This window comes from Mariniflexile sp. HMF6888, from assembly GCF_044335535.1.
In the GTDB taxonomy this organism is placed as follows: Bacteria; Bacteroidota; Bacteroidia; order Flavobacteriales; family Flavobacteriaceae; genus Mariniflexile.
In genome coordinates this window covers 35,201-55,629 of record NZ_JBIQVZ010000001.1, presented here as the reverse complement: position 1 = coordinate 55,629, position 20,429 = coordinate 35,201, and the positions used below count along the sequence as shown (strand labels likewise).

Here is a 20,429-nt window from a genome sequence, read left to right as displayed (position 1 = left end):
TTTATGGTTTAATTCTGTAAAAAGACTTAGGGGAGTTTCTTATAATATTAAGTAAATTATTGGATATTAGCAAATTAATTTGAATGATATTTATGTTACATGTTTGGGACAAAAAAAAATGCTTAACACTTGTTAAACATTTTTTACAAAAAAAGGTATAGTTGGTAAAGTTTATTTAACCAATTGTTTTTCCTTTTTACTAGCAAAGTCTATTTCTACTTGATTGTTTAAAATATCTTCAAACGTTTCTCTTTTTCTTATTAGATGTGCTCTGTTGTTGTACCATAAAACTTCGGCAGGTCTAAATCTAGAGTTGTAGTTACTTGCCATAGAGAAGCAGTAAGCACCGGCATTTTTAAAGCATAGCACATCACCTTCATTAATCTCTGCAATGCGGCGGTTGTTGCCAAAAGTATCTGTTTCACAAATGTAACCTACAACGGTATAAAAACGCTCACGACCTTTTGGGTTTGAAATGTTTACAATATCATGGTGCGACCCATAGAACATAGGTCGTATTAAATGGTTAAAACCAGAATCAACTTGTGCAAAAACGGTTGAGGTTGTTTGTTTAATGGCGTTTACTTTAGTTAAAAAGCTTCCGGATTCGCTCACTAAAAATTTACCAGGTTCAAAAGCCAATGTTAAATCTTTGCCATATTCTTTACAGAAAGCATTGAATTTACTAGATAATTTTTCGCCTAATTCTTCAATATTGGTTTCGATATCACCCTGTTTGTATGGTACTTTAAACCCAGAACCAAAATCAATAAAATCTAAATTTTTGAATTGTTTTGCGGTTTCAAATAATATTTCACTAGCATATAAAAACACTTCAATATCTAAAATATCACTACCAGTATGCATATGAATACCATTAATGGTCATTTTAGTATTTTCAACAATACGCAATATGTGAGGTATTTGATGAATCGAGATACCAAATTTAGAATCGATATGTCCCACAGAAATATTAGCATTTCCTCCAGCCATAACGTGCGGATTTATACGAATGCAAACAGGTGTTTTTGGATGCTTCGTACCAAATTGTTCTAATATGGAAAGGTTGTCAATATTAATTTTAACACCAAGTTTTGCAGCCTCTTCAATTTCAGTTAGTGATACACCATTGGGCGTAAAAATTATTTGTTCTGGTAAAAAACCAGCAACTAAACCTAATTGAACTTCTTGTATAGAAACGGTGTCTATTCCAGAGCCTAGTGAGTTAAAAAGTTTGAGTATAGATATATTAGATAATGCTTTAACGGCATAATTTATTTTAAGATGTTTAACATTTTTAAAAGCATTAGTTAGTCTTTTGTATTGACTTTCGATCTTTTCGGCATCATAAACATAAACCGGACTCCCAAAATCTTGTGCAATTTTCAGCAATTGATTTTCTAACATAATTTAAAATTTTCGTCAAAGATATTTCTTTACGATAAATAAAAAAGAAATAAATAAAAAATTAAACAAATTAAACAAAATGTTAATTATATAACAACTTTAAAAAAATAATTTAAAATGGGTGTTTTGCCAATTAAATATTAGGGTAAGTTATCATGATTATTTACATTTGCGCTTCTTAAACTATTTAGCAAATTATGAATTTACACGAATATCAAGGTAAAGAAATATTAAACAGCTTTGGAGTACGTATTCAACGTGGTATTGTTGCTCAAAACGCACAAGAGGCAGTAGTAGCTGCAAAACAATTAACAGCAGAAACAGGTACAAGTTGGTATGTTATAAAAGCCCAAGTTCATGCAGGTGGACGTGGAAAAGGTGGAGGTGTTAAGCTTGCTAAAAACCTGAAGGAAGTAGAAGAAATTGCAGGAAACATAATTGGGATGAACCTAATTACACCTCAAACGTCTGCTGCTGGAAAAAAAGTACACCAAGTTTTAGTTGCAGAGGATGTTTATTATCCTGGCGAAAGTGAGACAAGTGAATTTTACATGTCGGTACTTTTAAATAGAGGTACTGGGCGTAACATGATTATGTATTCTACCGAAGGTGGTATGGATATTGAAACTGTGGCAGAAGAGACACCACATTTAATTTTTACGGAAGAAATAGACCCTACTGTTGGCATATTGCCATTTCAAGCAAGACGTATTGCTTTTAATTTGGGATTATCTGGTAACGCTTTTAAAGAAATGACAAAGTTTGTTACCAATCTTTATACAGCTTATGTGAAATCTGATTCTTCTTTATTTGAAATTAATCCGGTTTTAAAAACAAGTGATAATAAAATATTAGCTGTTGATGCTAAAGTTACAATTGATGATAATTCACTTTTCAGACATAAAAATTATGTTGATTTACGTGATGTACGTGAAGAAAGCGCCATTGAAGTAGAAGCTGGAGAACTAGGTTTAAATTATGTTGATTTGGATGGTAATGTTGGATGTATGGTTAACGGCGCAGGTTTAGCAATGGCAACTATGGATTTAATTAAGCATTCTGGTGGTGAGCCAGCAAACTTTTTAGATGTTGGTGGGACTGCAGATGCAGCACGTGTAGAAGCTGCTTTCAAAATCATTTTAAAAGATCCAGCTGTAAAAGCTATTTTAATTAATATTTTTGGTGGTATTGTACGTTGCGACCGTGTGGCACAAGGCGTTATCGATGCTTATAAAAATATGGGAACTATTAATGTGCCAATTATTGTACGTTTACAGGGAACCAATGCGGATATAGCTAAAGAATTAATAGATAATTCTGGTTTGGCAGTTTTAAGTGCTACCGAATTTCAAGAAGCTGCAGATAAAGTACAACAAGTATTAGCTTAATTACCCTGAAAGGTTTTAAATTACCCTGCAAAGTTTTAAAAACCTTGTAGGCATATATATAAAACAAAAAGAGCAACCGTCAATCGTTGCTCTTTTTTTGTGGCTTATCTTTATTGAAATTCTTTTTGGGAATAAATTTTTTAAGCGTTTCTTTTTTTTGATTTTCAGTTTTTGGAACCTTTGAAGCTTTTTCAGGCATCGGCCCTCGTAAATGAATAACCAAACCATTTAAAAAGTTTCGTAAAATCTGGTCACCACATTCCATATACTTTGGGTGGTCTTCACTTCTAAAAAAAGCACCAAGTTCACTTTTTGAAATTCTAAAGTCCACAAGCTCCAAAATCTTTACAATATCATCGTCCCGAAGCTTCAAGGCAACGCGTAATTTTTTTAATACATCATTATTTGTCATATCCATAATTTTTATACTCAAATATAGGTTACCGTTTATCGATAATGTATTTAAGGAGATACTTTTCTAGCGTTTTTGTAATTTCTGTAAAGATACCCTAAATATTTATTTTGTTTCATTTAATTTAAAATTATTTAATCACTCTTATTTAATTGATAATCAGTTATTTATACTGTTTGTTTTTGATTTAAGAACAAGGATTTATTATTGAAAAAGCATCAGGTTTTCAGCTTGAATATTTTTTTTACTGATGAAGTAAATAAAATTTACGACCAAATACTCTAGTGTTTTCGATAAGTTACATAATATCTACGATTATTAAATTACTGTTGTGCGTATCTTTATAATGTAATTAATTAATCCCTTGAGACATGATTAATAGAGTGGAAAAACTGAGTCTTCTATCAGAAATGATAGCTTTTGCTAAGTATGATAAAGACATAAAACATATAGAGTATAACTTTTTACTTGGTGTTGCTAAACAACTTGAAATTTCGCGAGAAGATTTCGATTATTTGATTGAGCACCCCATTAATTATATTCATTTAAAATCACATAGCGAGCGTATCGTCCAATTTCACCGATTGGTGTTATTAATGAACATTGATGGTTATAGTAGTGATAACAATTCTAAAAATGTAATTAAGTTATATAACTTTGGTTTACGTATGGGCTTAAGTCACGAGTCTATTACTAAGGTATTGTATTTAATGGAAAGTTTTCCTAATAAAATTGTACCACCAGACGTGTTAATAGATATTTTTAAAACACAATATAATTAAGTGTTCTCTGCTGAATTTTAATTTGTGTGTTTTATTTTTAACCTACTTATTGGTTAGAAAAGCTAAGAGTTTAAACTTTTAGCTTTTCCATTTTTGTTTGATATTCTTTAATCTGATCACGCAGTTTTGCAGCCGCAATAAAATCTAGGGCTTTTGCAGCTTCTTCCATAAGTTTGCGTTTATCACGAATTTTCTTTTCTAATTCGGGTTTTGTTAAATAGATGCTTTCAGGTTCGGCTGCTTTTAAGGCTTCCAATTCATAACTGTACGTGCTGATTGAATTTTTTGTTAAGGCATTATCTAAACTCTTATTTAATGCTTTTGGGCTGAGATTGTGTTTTGTATTGTAAGCTATTTGTTTTTCACGTCTGTAATTGGTTTCATCAATTGTCTTTTGCATGCTGTTGGTAATTTTATCGGCATACATGATGGCTTTACCATTGAGGTTTCTAGCGGCTCTACCAACGGTTTGGGTAAGTGAACGTGCCGAACGTAAAAAACCTTCTTTATCGGCATCTAAAATAGCAACTAAAGACACTTCGGGTAAATCCAATCCTTCACGTAATAAGTTGACGCCTACCAAGACATCAAACAACCCTTTTCGTAAATCCTGCATGATTTCTACACGCTCCAATGTATCTACATCACTATGAATGTAGCGACAACGAATTTGAATTCTATCAAGATATTTAGTCAATTCTTCCGCCATACGTTTGGTAAGTGTGGTAACCAACGTGCGTTCGTCCTTTTCAACTCGTTGCTGGATTTCTTCAATTAAATCATCAATCTGGTTCAAGCTTGGGCGTATTTCAATAATAGGATCCAGTAATCCTGTTGGTCGAATCACTTGCTCCACATAAATACCATCCGATTTCTTTAATTCGTAATCGGCTGGCGTTGCACTTACATAAATAACCTGATTTTGAATAGCTTCAAACTCTTCAAACTTTAAAGGTCTGTTGTCCATAGCAGCAGGCAGTCTAAAACCGTATTCTACTAAGTTTTCTTTTCTACTTCGATCACCACCATACATGGCATGTACTTGTGAAATGGTCACATGGCTTTCATCGACTACCATTAAATAATCGTCTGGAAAATAATCGAGCAAACAGAAGGGGCGTGTACCGGGCAAACGGCCATCTAAATAGCGTGAATAATTTTCAATGCCTGAACAGTAACCCAATTCACGAATCATTTCTAAATCGAATTCGGTGCGTTCTTTAAGGCGTTTAGCTTCTAAATGTTTGCCAATTTCTACAAAATAATCATGTTGTTTTACCAAATCGTCCTGAATTTCCTTTATGGCGCCCTGTAAAACATCGGGCGAGGTAACGAACATGTTTGCCGGATAAATAGTTAGCAAATCATATTTTTCAATGACTTGATTCGTTTGAATGTTGAAGGATTCCATGTCTTCAATTTCATCACCAAAAAAGTGGATTCTAAAGGCATCATCGGCATAACTTGGGAAAATATCTACGGTATCACCTTTTATTCTAAAGTTTCCATGATTGAATTCCCCTTCGGTACGCGAATACAAACTTTGTACTAATTGATGCAGTAATTTAGTTCTGGAAATAACTTGGTCCCTTTCTAAAGTGATGACGTTTTTTTGGAATTCGATAGGGTTTCCAATACCATAAATACATGACACCGAAGCGACCACTAGAACATCCCGACGGCCAGAAAGTAGTGAAGAAGTAGCACTTAAACGCATTTTTTCTATTTCTTCGTTTATAGATAAATCTTTTTCAATAAAAACACCTGAAACAGGAATGTAAGCTTCTGGTTGGTAATAATCGTAATACGATACGAAATACTCCACGGCGTTATTTGGAAAAAACTGTTTGAACTCAGAGTACAATTGAGCTGCCAACGTTTTGTTGTGTGCTAAAACCAAGGAAGGTTTCTGTACTTCTTGAATAACATTAGCTACCGTAAAGGTTTTTCCTGACCCTGTAACCCCAAGTAAGGTTTGGTGTTTTTCGTTGGAACGAATGCCTGAAACTAATTGTTTTATAGCTTCTGGTTGATCACCTGTAGGCTTAAATCCCGATTCAATTTTAAATTTCATTTGTAATTTTTATTGGCATTTATTTTTTACTACATGACAAAAATGAAGCGTGTCACATTGAGCGCAGTCGAAAGTCTCAGACTGACACGGTTCAATGTATTTTGATTTTGGTCATATACTAAACATTTATTTATCAGATGTCATTCGCATAGTGGTAGATATAAATAATATCAAATTTTTTCTATGCTGATTTCATTCTGAAGCTTAAATAACTTCTCTGTAAAATTAATGAAAATAAATGTGTTAGCGCTTTAATGCAAAGTGTCCTTTTACTTCGAAAGCATTTCCATCCTGAATAACTTTAGCAACAAACCAATAATCATCTGAAGGCATATTTTCACTATTATACGTACCATCCCATCCACTTGATGTTTGTGGCAAGGTTTTTAGTAATTTACCATATCTGTTATAAATATAAACAATGGTTCCAGGTAGTTGCTCGATGCCTATAATATGCCAAGTATCGAAAGCGCCATCGTTATTTGGTGTGAAAAATTTAGGAATGTCTATGACTACAACTTCGGTAGTGACGTCTTCGCAACCGTTTAAATCCCTTATGGTTACTAAATGAACGCCAAACGTAACGTTTTCAAATACATTGGATGTTTGGGGTTCGCCGTCATCTAAAATAAAAACATAATCGCCAACACCACTAACATCCACGGTAATACTATTTGGGTCTGCAAAATCTACCGTCGTGGTAAAGTTTATTGTGGCATCTTCCGATTCTATAACTGAAAAGAATTTGGGATATGAACAATCCTCTGAAACAACATGCGGAGTCGTAGCAACTACCCAATAATTGCCTATTTGGGAAGCGTCATTTAATACAATTTGAGGTGTTGTTTCCCCGGTTGACCATTCATAAGTGTCACTAGGGTTTCCTGTATAAGCATCAATAATCAATGGTAAGTTGTTGATGCACATAGGGACAATGTCATTTATAGGTATTACAGGAAGTGGGTTTACTATGGTTGTAAATTGTGTAATATCGTAGCAGCCGGTGTTGTTTTCTATTCTTGCGTAAATAACTTCCCCATTAAAAGCTGCATGTAAATTTCCTAATGAGTTAGCGCCTGCTTCGGCATTTGCTAAATCATCGTAATAGGTAATAGTATGTGCACTTGCATTTTGTGTTCCTAATATGTCATTTGCAGTTACCAATAAATCAAATTCGTAAAAGCCATCAAAACCATCATCACAAGAAATCAAACTAGGCGTTGTGTTGGCAACGGGGTTAGGGTTTATTTGCAAAATGAAGGATTGTACAATAAAACAGCCGGTTGTATTATTTGAAACCCTTGCATAAATGGTATGGCTGCTTGCGGTGTAACTATAAGGGTTCGGTAATGGGTTTATGTTAGTATCAGCATCGTTTGGAGTGTTATGATAGGAGATTGTAATACCATTTGAATCGTTTACAATCATGTTATTAACTAACGATAAATCATAAGTATCAGTATCATTATCACATATTTCAATAGTACCAATAGTATTGGTTGGAGGTGGTGTGTTTACTATAAGTTCTAAAGGAATAACACTGTAACAGCCTGTTAAGGTATTGGCAATTTTTATATATACGGTTTTTGAATTTGAATTATAACTTGAAGGATTTGGAATTTCATTTGAATTGTCTAAGCCATCATTAGGATTGATGTCGCTGAAATTTTCAAAATAGTTTATAATAAGGTTGCTTTGTACGCGGTCGTTTATTTCAAAATCGGCAGTTTCTAAATCAAAGGTTGTCATACCATCATAATCGGCGTCGCATTCAATTAAAGGCGCCGATACATTGGTGACATCGGGAGCAGCAATAATATTGATACCTAATTCTTCAACAACAAAACATAACGAATCGCTACTTTCAATTCTAACAAAAAGTGTTTGTGGGTTTGTAGCATTGGTGTATTGTGCTGGTAAAGGATTGGTGTTACTTTCAGCTTGCTGAAGTGTCAAATGGAACGAAATATTTAAATTATCGGTAGATCCTTGGGCAATCTCATTTCTTTTTTCATCTAAATTGAAAACATTTTTGCCATCGTTACTGGCATCGTCACAAACGCCATAATCCTCAAAATTGGCATTGTAAACGGGGTCGGGAGACACTAGTATGGTAAATGATGCCGTACCAAAACAGCTGGCATCGGTTATATTTTCGACTCTTACATAAATGGTTTGCGGACTTGTTTTATTTTCATAAGGGGTGTTTTTGTCAATCGGATTAGTTAATGCAGCGTCTTCAAAATAAAACACTTCTTTACCTGTTTGTCCGTTTAGTATTTCGGTGTCTTTTTCAGATAATAAGAAAAAGGCAAAACGATCGCCATCATCTTCGCAAACTTGATAGTCGTCTATATCAGGGAAAACGGGTTGTGTATTGACTATAACTTCAAAAGATTCAATAGCGTAACAGCCTACTGACGAAAGGGCGTCTTCAATTCGGATATGAATGGTTTGTGTATTGGAATTGTATGCCGTTAATTGAGCATTTGGAATGGGGTTTGAATTGGTATTAGCATCATCTAAAGATGTATGGATGCTAATGTTTAAATCTGTTCTATTGGCTACTGCTTCGTCAATCTTATCTTCTAAATTGATTATAGAAAACCCATCTTGATCATCATCACAAATAATAATATCCGTTGGTTGGTTGGATGCCGGAGCTACTAATACTTCAATGTCAAAGGAGTTTACAGTATGACATCCCGTATCTATATTTTCAATACGTGCATATAGTGTTTCTACAGGTTGTGTATTGGTGTAAAATGGTGGAAGCATATTGATATTGTCTTCGGCATCTTGTGATGTTGGGAAATAAGTAACGGTAAAATTGGTATTGCCATTTGTAACAATATCATCTAAAGAATGCAAATCGATATCTACAATGCCATCATCGTCGGTATCGCAATAGGGCAACGGACTTGCAGGGCTAAACAACAATATAGGGTTGACTAAAAGTGTAATCTCAGTCACATCAGAGCAGCCTGTATCGGTGTTTTCTATTCTAATATATAATACTTTTGGACTTATTGCACTGAATAAGTCGTCTTTAGGGATAGGGTTTGTATTAGAGTCTCTATCTGCTTCAGTATGAAAAAAAGTAACCTCGATAGGAAAGGGTAAATCATTTGCAATGTAGGATTCAACAGTATATAGATTAAAATCCATAGTATCTGTATTAATATCATTGTTGTCACACAATGCATAATCACCAGTATCTGTTGCTGTTAATAGTAAATTGGGATGAATTTCTAATGGCACGATAGACGCACATCCGGTATTGTCATCTTCAACCCTAACGTATATGGTCTGTTCTTCAAAGTTTGTGTTTTGGTAATTGTTAGGGTCTGTAATTGGGTTGGTGCCCATTTGGGCATCGTCTTCACTCTCATGAAAAGTTGTTGTAACATTGGGTAAACCACCTTCAATATCGCTAATAATTTGTGTTAAATCGAAATTGGCAAAACCATCATGGTCTGCATCACAAGCATCAAGATATCTGGTGTCTCTAGTTACAGTGGGGCTTATTGTGATATTTACATCCAGAGTCGTGGTATTGGCACATCCCGTCTGTGTATTTATAACGCGTACATAAACGGTGCTTGTGGGTGTGGCAGTATTTACATAAGGTGATGCTATAGGGTTAGCACCCGTATCGGCGTCGGCAGGCGTGTAGTGATAGGTTACGGCTAAATTACTTTGGCCATTTGTTATTTCATCATCCTTTTCGTTTAAATATATTGTAGTGTAACCATCAGGATTATCGTCGCTATCGCAAACTTCCAGTGGTGTGGGGTTTGTAATAATGGGCGCTTGATTAACAACCAAATCAAATGTTGTATATGAAAAGCAATTACTGTCTAAATCGTCTATCCTTACATAAATAGTTTGAGGATTTGAAATGTTTGGAATAGGGTTATTAATTGGGTTGAGATTGCTTCTGGCTTCTGAGTCGGAATAATGGTAACTAAATGTATAATTGGAAAAAGGAATATTGGCAGTAAGTTCGGTGCCTTTTGTTGATAGGTCGAATACCTCAATGTTATCGCCACTGGCATCATCACATTGTTGATAATTACTTATGGAAGCTATAGGTTCTTCGGTGTTAAGCACAACAACGATTTCATCTTCTTCAATACAATCATTGCCGTTTAATGATACCGTTACTTCTACTCTATAAGTGCCATTTTGAATGACATCTAAAGTTGGATTTACCGCTCCAACAATTAAGTTGTTATCTCTATACCATGCATACGACGCATTTGGGTTTTGTATATCAGCATTTAAGGTCGCTAAACTAGCACAGGTTGTAATATCGTCGCCTAAATCCAATATGTTAAAACTATCACCTTCTATAAAAACGGCAGAATCGGATTGAAAATCATTTTGATCGGCAATAATTAATTTAATATGGTATTGTACATAAGGGGTAATTGTTGCTGAGGCTGTTAGCACCGTAGTTCTACCATTGTAATTGGTATCGCCTATATTATATCCATCAAAATACTGTGCGTTTTGGGCTGAACAAATAGGACCATTACTTCCGTAAATTTCATCGTGAATGGTGTTCGTGTTTACAGGTGTTGTAGAGCCGGGTACTAAAGCAATGTTTTGATAGGGGTCTGTGCTACCTGTTTCTTTAATAAGAAATACAAAACCATCGGAAAATTGGCAAGGATTAATACCGAAATATTCTTCGGAAGCTAATAAATAATTAAATTGAAGCTGATTGGAAATAGAAACAATATCAAATTCTATGGAGGTTGCATTTAAGGTACTTGATATACCTAATGCAGTTTCTAAATCGGTGTCTGTTCCCCAACTAGATGACCCTTCGCTTAGTGTGGTGGTTGTTTCACTGTTACCACCAGAGGAGGCATTTCCGGTAGAAAGCATGATACCGTTTTGAAACGGAAAGTTAGAACTACCTCTTTCAAAATATGCATAACTTGAAAGACCACTTGAGCTTCCGTTTACCGATGATGTTATGTTCGTAATATCAACACAACTATTTTTAATCAAATTATCTTCTATAAGTTGTTGTAAACCAACCGTTCCATCAACTGTTATTTGTTGGGAAAGCAAGACATTACAGCTACAAATTAGTAGAAGTAAGGTAAGGTAGTTATATAGGTTTCTTTTCACTTTGCTTTATTTGGGTAATAAACTTGCTAGTGTTGAATTTATATATTGAACTCATCTTGACTTTTTTCAATTGGCTGCAAAATGATCTTTTTGTCCCATATTTCACCTATTTTTTTACTCCGTAGCGTTGCTATGAAGTGCTAAAAAGCCAAAATCTGGAACAAAAAATCTCTATTTTTCGCTTCAATCAAAAAAGTCAAGATGAGTTCATGGCGAAAAGTAGATAAATTTTAGATGAAACGCAAAAAAAACAGGACGAAATACACTTTTTAATTGTTTTTAGGTGAAAAGTTTATCGTTTTAAGGTAAAATGATTCTTAAATACCCTACCATCTTGAAGCTTAATGGAAAACCAATAGTCATCTACAGGTAATTCGTTTCCATTGAATAAGCCATCCCAACCCTTACCTAAAGGGTTTATTTCTTTAATTAATTTTCCAAATCTATCAAAAATAAGGATTTTAGTATGGGGTTGAAACATACTAGAAACCCCATATACTTGCCACGTGTCGTTAAAACCATCACCATTTGGAGTGAATACTTTAGGAAAACCTATTACCGACACATTGTCCTCACTAAAACCGCAATTGTTTTTCACATCTTTTACGTAAACAGTATAAAAGCCAGGACGTATATTTTCAAATAAATTACTGTCTTGGTACGGTGCTATTAGTTCTTTATTTTCGTTGAATAGGGCATATTGGTAAGTGCCTTCACCCGAAACAAAAACAGTAATGGTATTGTTTCGGGTGACATCTTTAACATCAATGTCTTCAATAGTTGCAATGTTTGAAGGTTTAACAGTAATTTTTCGGTCTTTACTGCAACCATTGGCATTTGTTACGGTTACTGTGTAGATTCCAGGGGTATTAATGTCAATTTCCGGAGTGTTTTCTCCAGTCGACCACTTGTATGCATAGTTGCTGGGAATATCGTTAATAATACCGGCATTTAAGGTAATAAGTTGTGGCGCATAGTTTAAGCAATACCATTTTTCTTCATCGGCTTCAATGGTTGGTAGCTTGTTTACAATCAAATTTACTTCGCTAATGCCATAACAGTTATTGTTATTTTCTACACGGGCAAAAATAGTTTGTAGATAAGGGTGTTTATTATTTTTAAAAAAGCTACCTAAGTTATTTTGCTCTAACAAAGCATCATCATAGGTTTCAAAATAAGTAATTGGAAAGGTAAAATTGTTTACTGTTTGTATTTCGTTTGTAATGGCATCCAAGTTAAAGGTGTTAATGCCATCTTCTGAACCTAATTCATCACATAATGGTTTGGGCGTGAAGGTATTTATCTGTGTTATGCTAACAGTTAAAGTTAGCTCGGAGAAATCGAAACAGCCCGTTTTGGTATTAATAACTTTTACATAAACAGGAAGTGGATTGTTTGCATCAAATCCATAAGTATTTGGGTTTGGTATTTCATCCATTCTAGCGACATCATAATAAAAGCTAGCAGAAAGTTCTGTGTCATTACCAGTTAAATAGGTCGAAGCTTCATTTAAATTGATTCTTGTAATACCACCAACAATACCATCTTCATCACATTGTGTTAATGTGTAATTGTATGCTACCGGATTTGGATGGAATGTTATGTCTACTAGGCCTTCGAGTGTTTTATCACATTCACCAGTGTTAGGATCTATAAAAACTTCATACAAACCAGTTTCTGTAACCTTTAATTCGAAGGGCTTTAATTCGAAGGTGTTATCAGGTAAAGTTACGCCGTTTTTTTTCCATATATAAGTGGCTCCAGATATTTCCGGCGATTTTAAGGTGTAACTATCGCCCTCACATAAAAACAGTTCAGTAGATTTTGAATCGTTCCCAATAATATCGATTTTCTCGGAAAAAAAGGATGTTATAAATGGAGGTAAGCCTTGTCGGGCATTATGGCTTAATTTAAGACTGCTATGTACATAATTACAAGCTGCACCAATATTGTTTGGTTCGTTAATAACGGATAAATACGGTAAGCCTACAATATAAGAGGTATTCATAGCTCGGTAAATTTTTCCATTAGGGCCTAATTGTAGGCCACCTCTATAGGTTTTCCTGTGGTCAATAACAAACTCGCTATCACTAATATTTGTGGCTGTGAGGTCATATTGAAGCAATGCGCCATATTGTGCATTAGGGTTATGGCCCTCATCTTCATTTGTTTCATAATATGTTGAAATGTATAATAATTCATTGCTTTGGGAAAATTCTACACCATAAGGGATCTGTGGTTTTTGTCCGTTAAGAGAAAAGTTGATGTGTATTGGTTTCTCATTACTTACTACCCCTGTTTCTTTATTAAAATCATAAATAAACAGTCCAGATGTAGCATTTGCGCTTACTAGTTTTGTACCATCGGGAGATAGTTTTAAATAGCCTCTCGGATCTACAATATTTGCTGCTTTAGAGGTAATAGGAATGGGGACTAATCCAATAGAGCTATTAACTTCATAAGCAAAAAAGGTATCATGAAAATCAGACGGTTTTGTGCTGTTTGGTGCAAGCGTAATAACCCAAATAGATTGGCTAACACAGTCTTTTACAACGGCAGTTACTTTTTCTGAACTAACTGGGAGTAGGTTGCTGTTTTTTGTAGTGACATTTCCTAAACCTCCATTTAACGTCATGTCAACTATCGAATAATTAAAACCAAAATCAGGATCGTTTTGACCAGCAGATGCATCAACAGTGAAAATGTAATATATATTAGGATTGTTTGGTTTTGGAACTACAATAGCAGACTGGGTACTTGAAGGATCTCCAAATAGACCGAACCCATTGGCCATAGCATCATGGTTTTTGTTCCAAACAGTTACGCCATCGGTATAAAATAATAAATTACCATTGGCGTCAGAAATAGTTGTACAACCTTCAGTAGTACTTAATTTTCCATCTGTTAATTCTGTAACGGTACCATTATTGTTAAAACGAATACCTGCATTATCTCCAAAATACCAATTAGCTGCTTCTTTTTGCGAAAAACAAATAATGGTACTGAATAAAGCGAATGTTAATAATGTTTTTTTATTTATTGATAGCATAGCTATCAAAGATATTATAAATCCCGATTTTTTAATAATCTGTACGACAAAAAGATAAATAAGGCTGTCCAACCCAGTACAATAGCAATTTCGTACCCATGCACCGCATAGTCGTAGGTTAAATTTGCTTTGTCTGGGAATTTGGTCATAACAACACGTTGGAAAGGTTGGTCGATGAGTTTGTACATGGATTTTAATGGAAAGAAATTTTGGATTTTTTCGGCGGTATCTGTATTTAATTTCCATGCCATGAGTCCGAATAGCAACCATTCTAAAATAAAGAGGATAAATAAAAATGCCAGAGCAAAAGCAGAACGTTTTACTAGCATACCAAAGAATAAACACAAACTAAAAAAGCCCATAAGTTTTACAAAGTAGGCCACTAAAAAATTAGTTTCCTTTATAATTATAGAAAATTCGTTATAACTAGAATAATACAAGCCGATACAAATTGAAATTAAAAAAATCAATACTGTTGAAACCAATGAAAAGAATATAATGGTGTAAAATTTAGAGAGTATAAATTCCCTCTTGCTTAACCCATCAATGAGGTTTTGTTTTAAGGTTTTATTGCTGTATTCATTACCAATCATACTTACGACTACAATGGCAAAAAAGAATTTGAATTGCGAAGCAAAAAAAGTTGTTAAATGCCAAATTATAGGAAAGTTGAAAATACCTAATTCTCCTAATTCTAATGTGAAAAATCCGAAAACATTAATTTTTAAAGAAGAAAGGAGTATAACGAAAAACGGTAAAATGAATGAAATGAATATAAGTGTTTTGCTTGTTCTATTAAGCAATAGTTTTTGTAATTCTAAATTTAGAAGTCGTAACATGTGGTTGGTTTTGCTGGTGTTAGTGCTTATCGGTTAATTGTAAGAATTGTTCTTCTAAGCTTTCTTTGCGCTGTACTAGATGGGTAAGAATAACGCCTTTTTCAATCAAGAACTTGTTGAGATCGTCCGATTTCATAGGTTCGTTTAAAAAAGCAGTCACTAAAGAATCTGTTACCTTAATTTTTCCGAAAGCAGGGTTATTTTCTACTAGTTTGATTAACTCATCTTGCTTGTTACTTTTAAGTTCGAAAAAGCCATGACTGGAAATCATTTCATCAACTCTACCGGAATATAATTTTTCGCCTTTGCGAAGCACCACTACATGCGAGCATACTTTTTCTACTTCATCCAGTAAATGTGATGCTAATAAAATAGTGGTCCCTTTTGAAGCTATTTGCTTAATTATTTCTCGTATTTGGTGGATGCCCTGGGGATCTAAACCATTGGTAGGTTCATCTAAAATTAAAATTTCGGGATCGTTAAGTAGGGCAGAGGCTATGGCTAAACGTTGTTTCATGCCTAACGAATAGGTGCTGAATTTGCTGTCTTTTCGTTCTAAAAGACCAACAATTTCCAGTTTTTCGTTGACTTTATCATAATCCACACCTTTAATTTTACAAACTAATTTTAGGTTTTGGGTAGCCGTCATGTATGGGTAAAAGTTGGGGCGCTCTATAATGGCGCCTACTTTTTTTAAAGCATTGTGGGTAGTTGTGTTGCCATCAAACCATTTAAAGTCACCACTGGTTTTATTTACCACGTTTAAAACAATGCCTAAAGTAGTCGATTTTCCGCTGCCATTAGGTCCCAAAATACCGTACACATTGCCTTTGTTTATAGTAAATGAAAGCGCTTTTACAGCTGTTAAATACCCGAATTTTTTTGTGAGATTGTTAATGGTTAATATTGGTTCCAAGATTCATTTTTTTTATTCAGAAGAAAATTCTGTTTGGTTAGCTTTAAAAGTATGACGATAGTTTGTTTATTTTGTTACATGTTTAAAAAAATCATTTATTATTTTACAGTAAATTCAAAGATTATGTTATTATAGTCCGCTCTCCGATAGCCATCAGGAGTGATAACAACCTAAAAAACGTTATTTTTGGTTAACTTTATATGTTATGGAAGATTTAATAATATCAAAAAAGAAGCCCTCTTACCCTATAATGCCTAAGTTGCACGGGTATCTTTCTGAATACAATAGAAACATAAAATTGCCCATTTTTTATGATGATTTGCTGCGTTTTCAAGGATCGATTGTGGTTTATGATAAAGAAGATAACGATACCCTTTGGATTCGGGTTTATTACAATGAATTTGAAAGACAGGAAATTGAATTGTCGTTAAAAAAGGTATATACCATTTTACATTCTGATGGTAATGAAAACACCTTGCCGTTTTTAAGCGTAGATGCGATTGATTATTGTACGTTTGGAAACTCGAAGCCTTTTAGAATTAAAATTCGAAATATTCTAAACGATAACTATACCTATTTTTATATTAAAACCGCCGATGCTTCTAGAGTTTATGGTTTAGAGTTGGAGCATATGCTATCGCCCTATAATTTAAATTTTTTGGTTTATAAAGATACATTGATAGAAGAGCATATTGCTGGAATTCCTGGGGATGAGTTTATTAAGAATTTTTTGCCTAAATGCGAAAAATATGAAAAATCGCAAATAGCTAAAGAGTTTGTTAAGTTTAACGAACGCTGTATGATTAGGCTTTTGGGCGATATGCGCTCGTATAATTATGTGATTGTGCCAACCCACGATTTTGATCATGTTGTTTATAAAATTAGAGCGATAGATTTTGACCAGCAGTCTTACGAAGGAAAATTTAATATTTACAGACCACAGTTTTTTAAAGAAAATTTAAAAATGGTGGAATTGGTATCTGAAACCTTCCAAAAATTATCGATAGACCAGTATAAGATAGAAGAACGTTCCATACTTGTAAAACGGTTAAAAAGTTTTCACGGACGTATTGATAAACTGTTGGATTGTATGGCTGAAGATATCATTTCCAAAGAAGAAAATATAGATTTATTAAAAAAGAAGATTTATGATTATACCTTGGATAAAGCTTTTTTAAAGTGTAAATCCATGGGTCAAATATTGAAAAAGTCTTTGGAATATTTAACCCATAATTATGAAAATGTAAATCCTGAAAAGCTTAAATGAAAAGGTTAATTCCAGTTCTCGTCAAAGTCTAAACCTTCGTAGTCTTCTATGTCCAAATCATCTTCAAATTCGTCGAAATCATCAAAGTCGTCATCGGTATCAAATATTTTTTCTGGTGCTTCATCGGGTATTTGTCCATGTACAAACATTAAGTTTGGATAATCTACGGTTTTTGCTTCTTCAACAATTTCTGCTAATTCAACAAAGAAGGTCCACATACTTAAAAAGTCGTACACATAAATAAGTCGGGGTTGAAGCTCGTGAACGACATCGTTAATAGTGGTTTCGTTCATTAAGCGTGCCGAAGCATCTTCACTTAAATCAAATAATGAAATCTCTTCACCTTGATTCCATTGGCTATCACTTAAATAAAAGGATGCCATTTCGTTACCATCAAACCCAAATGATTGAGTAATAATATTGTGTAAATCTTCAAGTGTATCGGTTTCTCGAATTTCTAAATCGCGAAACACATCATCATCAACGTCGTTATCAAGTATAACTCTAAATCTGTAAATCATGGGAATAAAATATTTTGCAAATGTATGCTTTTTTATATTATTTGCTAAACCTGTGTAGTGTAAAAGTCATGATGCTTAATAAAAAAAACGCACCTATTTGATGTGCTACACCTAACCAAACAGGAACTTGTAATATGATAGTAAATACACCTAACAAAAATTGGACACCAACCATGAGTAATAGTACATGTATGCTTTTCGTTTGTATTTTAGTAAGCGTTAATTTTTTGGATTTTAGCCAAATTACAACAATAAATAAAACCACAATATAGGCAAGTATTCTATGTGCAAACTGCACACCACTTTTGCCTTCAATAAAGTTTTTGTACAGTGGGGTTTGTTCTATATAAACCGTTTCGTGCATAAATTTGCCTTCGCTCATCATGGGCCAATGGTTGTGTATAAAGCCAGCATCTAGCCCTGCAACAAAGGCACCATAGATTATTTGAAGTAACAAAAGGGCAAGTCCCCAACGAATTAGGTTTCTAAATTTTATATTGATCTCTTTCTTGTTTGGAAACATCAAATCTAAAGCCACCCAAAATGTGTAGGCAAAGGTTACAAACGCCGTTGTTAAATGGGCTGCTAATCTATAATGACTAACATCTGGTATGTCTACCAAGCCACTTTTAACCATGTACCAACCCATAAAACCTTGAAAAGCACCAAGACTTAGCAGTATAATGGCCTTTTTAATGGTTGGTTTTGTAAGTTGTTTTGTAATTAGAAAATATAAAAATGGCAACAGAAACACAATCCCAATCATTCTGCCTATAAAACGGTGTAGCCATTCCCAAAAATAAATATCCTTAAAGTCTTGCAGATTAAAATGATTATTGAGTTTTTGGTATTCGGGATATTGCTTGTACAAATCGAAAGCTTCATGCCATTCAGCCTCATTCATTGGGGGGAGTGTACCAGAAATTAGTTTGTAATTTGAAATCGATAAACCAGAATGGGTGAGTCTGGTTATACCACCAACAATTACCATAATAAAAATAAGTAAGCATCCTATTAATAACCAATAGATGACTTTTTTGCTGTCTTTTTTCATTTTTTTAGAGTTTCTGGGTTTCTGAGTTTCAGAGTTTCAGAGTTTTTTAGTTAGTTACTTCTCGCTTTGTCACTTTGAAACTTTGCATCTTTGCCACTTTAAGACTCTGTCTTTTTTCATGTTAGCCACGAATACACGAATTTTGTTAATTGTTAATTGTTAATTGAAAGCCCCAATCGTTCACCTTCTTTCAGCATTAATTTATAAGCAGCTTCATAGTCGTTTGGAATATCGCCTTCAAGAATAGCCTCTTTAATGGTTTCTTTGATGATGCCAATTTCTTTTGAAGGTTTTAAATTGAAGGTTTCCATGATTTCTTCTCCCGAAATAGGTGGTTGGAAATTTCTAACATGGTCTCGCTCTTCAACTTCAATGATTTTTTCGCGAACAATTTTAAAGTTATTGTGATATTTATTGAATTTTTTAGGGTTTTTTGTGGTAATATCGGCTTCGCAAAGTGTCATTAAATCGTCTACAAAATCGCCAGCATCAAAGACTAATCTACGAACAGCAGAGTCTGTAACTTCATCATTTGCCAGTACAATAGGGCGTGAGCTCATCAAAACCATTTTTTGAACAAATTTCATTTTCTCATTTAAAGGCATTTTTAACCTTTTAAATAAGCAGTATACCATTTTAGAACCTTCAAATTCGTGTCCATGAAACGTCCAACCTACTTTTTTACTGAATTTTTTGGTTGGTGCTTTCCCAATGTCATGTAATAAGGCAGCCCAACGCAACCAAAGGTCATCGGTGTTTTTAGCAATATTGTCAACCACTTCTAGGGTATGGTAAAAATTGTCTTTATGGCGTTGGCCTTCAACTTCATCAATACCTTTTAAAGCGACAAGTTCAGGTAAAATAAATGGTAATAACCCTGTTTGTTCTAAAAGCAAAAAGCCAATGGATGGGGTTTCGCTTTCAAGAATTTTATTCAGTTCTACAACAATACGTTCATTGGTTATAATTTTAATTCTCTCAGAATTTCTAGTAATCGCATCTAAAGAACTTGGTTCTATGGTAAAATTTAATTGTGTTGCAAACCGAATAGCACGCATCATACGTAGCGGGTCGTCGCTATAGGTGATATCTGGATTTAAAGGGGTTCGAATGATTTTGTTTTCTAAATCTTGAATACCATTAAAAGGGTCGAGTAAATTACCAAAATGGTTTTCACTTAAATCTAAAGCCAAGGCATTTATGGTAAAATCACGACGGTTTTGGTCGTCTTGAAGTGTGCCGTTTTCAACCGCAGGGTTTCTGCTATCTTCGGTGTATGATTCTTTACGGGCGCCAACAAACTCAATTTCAATGTCATGATATAGAAGCATGGCGGTTCCATAGGTTTTAAAGATCTGTACTTTTGGTTTGTTGGGTAGGTTTTTAGCAACTTGTTTTGCTAATTCAATACCATCTCCAATAGCAACGACATCAATGTCTTTTGCGGAGCCACGTTTTAAAATAAAATCACGCACAAAACCACCAATGACATAACTGTCTAGATGTAATTCTTTGGCAGATTTGGAAATTATTTCAAAAATAGGATGATGTAAGGCTTCTTTGTAATTCATGTTG

13 protein-coding genes are annotated in these 20,429 nt (G+C 34.2%); 3 read left to right on the top strand and 10 right to left on the bottom strand.

Annotation, left to right across the window (positions count from 1 at the left end; translation table 11 throughout):
- Positions 1-171: 171 nt before the first annotated feature.
- A complete protein-coding gene (gene lysA, locus ACGLWY_RS00260) occupies positions 172-1,407 on the bottom strand; it encodes a diaminopimelate decarboxylase (RefSeq protein WP_396617687.1) in 1,236 nt (411 codons plus the stop codon).
- Between the two features lie 197 nt (positions 1,408-1,604).
- Between lysA and sucC the strand changes: the two genes are divergently transcribed.
- Positions 1,605-2,795, top strand: a complete 1,191-nt coding sequence (sucC, locus tag ACGLWY_RS00255) for an ADP-forming succinate--CoA ligase subunit beta (protein WP_396617686.1) — start codon at positions 1,605-1,607, stop codon at positions 2,793-2,795.
- Between the two features lie 79 nt (positions 2,796-2,874).
- On the opposite strand, the gene ACGLWY_RS00250 is transcribed toward sucC, so the two are convergent.
- Entirely contained in the window at positions 2,875-3,207 is a 333-nt protein-coding gene (locus ACGLWY_RS00250; protein ID WP_396617685.1) for a DUF1456 family protein, read from the bottom strand.
- A gap of 371 nt (positions 3,208-3,578) precedes the next feature.
- On the opposite strand from ACGLWY_RS00250, the gene ACGLWY_RS00245 reads away from it, so the two are divergent.
- Positions 3,579-3,989, top strand: coding sequence for a TerB family tellurite resistance protein (locus ACGLWY_RS00245; protein WP_396617684.1), 411 nt, complete (start codon positions 3,579-3,581; stop codon positions 3,987-3,989).
- A 70-nt stretch (positions 3,990-4,059) separates the two neighbouring features.
- Here the strand turns inward: ACGLWY_RS00245 and uvrB are convergent, their stop codons facing one another.
- The 5 genes from uvrB to ACGLWY_RS00220 form a co-directional block, all read right to left on the bottom strand.
- Positions 4,060-6,063, bottom strand: coding sequence for an excinuclease ABC subunit UvrB (gene uvrB, locus ACGLWY_RS00240; RefSeq protein WP_396617683.1), 2,004 nt, complete (start codon positions 6,061-6,063; stop codon positions 4,060-4,062).
- Positions 6,064-6,306: 243 nt separating this feature from the next.
- Positions 6,307-11,208 carry a choice-of-anchor L domain-containing protein gene (locus ACGLWY_RS00235; protein ID WP_396617682.1) on the bottom strand — a complete coding sequence of 1,634 codons (4,902 nt, stop codon included), beginning with the start codon at positions 11,206-11,208 and terminating at the stop codon, positions 6,307-6,309.
- A 292-nt stretch (positions 11,209-11,500) separates the two neighbouring features.
- Positions 11,501-14,257 (bottom strand): T9SS type B sorting domain-containing protein, encoded by a 2,757-nt coding sequence (locus tag ACGLWY_RS00230; protein WP_396617681.1) that lies wholly within the window; start codon positions 14,255-14,257, stop codon positions 11,501-11,503.
- Between the two features lie 14 nt (positions 14,258-14,271).
- Complete coding sequence (locus ACGLWY_RS00225; RefSeq protein ID WP_396617680.1) at positions 14,272-15,096, bottom strand: ABC transporter permease; 825 nt, start codon at positions 15,094-15,096, stop codon at positions 14,272-14,274.
- A gap of 19 nt (positions 15,097-15,115) precedes the next feature.
- Positions 15,116-16,012 (bottom strand): ABC transporter ATP-binding protein, encoded by an 897-nt coding sequence (locus tag ACGLWY_RS00220; protein ID WP_396617679.1) that lies wholly within the window; start codon positions 16,010-16,012, stop codon positions 15,116-15,118.
- Positions 16,013-16,217: 205 nt separating this feature from the next.
- Here ACGLWY_RS00220 and ACGLWY_RS00215 point away from each other — a divergent pair, with 205 nt between their 5' ends.
- Entirely contained in the window at positions 16,218-17,279 is a 1,062-nt protein-coding gene (locus ACGLWY_RS00215) for a hypothetical protein (protein ID WP_396617678.1), read from the top strand.
- A gap of 5 nt (positions 17,280-17,284) precedes the next feature.
- On the opposite strand, the gene ACGLWY_RS00210 is transcribed toward ACGLWY_RS00215, so the two are convergent.
- The 3 genes from ACGLWY_RS00210 to ACGLWY_RS00200 form a co-directional block, all read right to left on the bottom strand.
- Positions 17,285-17,800, bottom strand: coding sequence for a hypothetical protein (locus ACGLWY_RS00210; protein WP_396617677.1), 516 nt, complete (start codon positions 17,798-17,800; stop codon positions 17,285-17,287).
- A 37-nt stretch (positions 17,801-17,837) separates the two neighbouring features.
- Complete coding sequence (locus ACGLWY_RS00205; protein ID WP_396617676.1) at positions 17,838-18,854, bottom strand: COX15/CtaA family protein; 1,017 nt, start codon at positions 18,852-18,854, stop codon at positions 17,838-17,840.
- 152 nt (positions 18,855-19,006) lie between these two features.
- The gene (locus ACGLWY_RS00200) at positions 19,007-20,425 is read right to left on the bottom strand and encodes a CCA tRNA nucleotidyltransferase (protein WP_396617675.1); all 1,419 of its coding nucleotides are present in this window, start codon (positions 20,423-20,425) and stop codon (positions 19,007-19,009) included.
- Positions 20,426-20,429 lie beyond the last annotated feature (4 nt).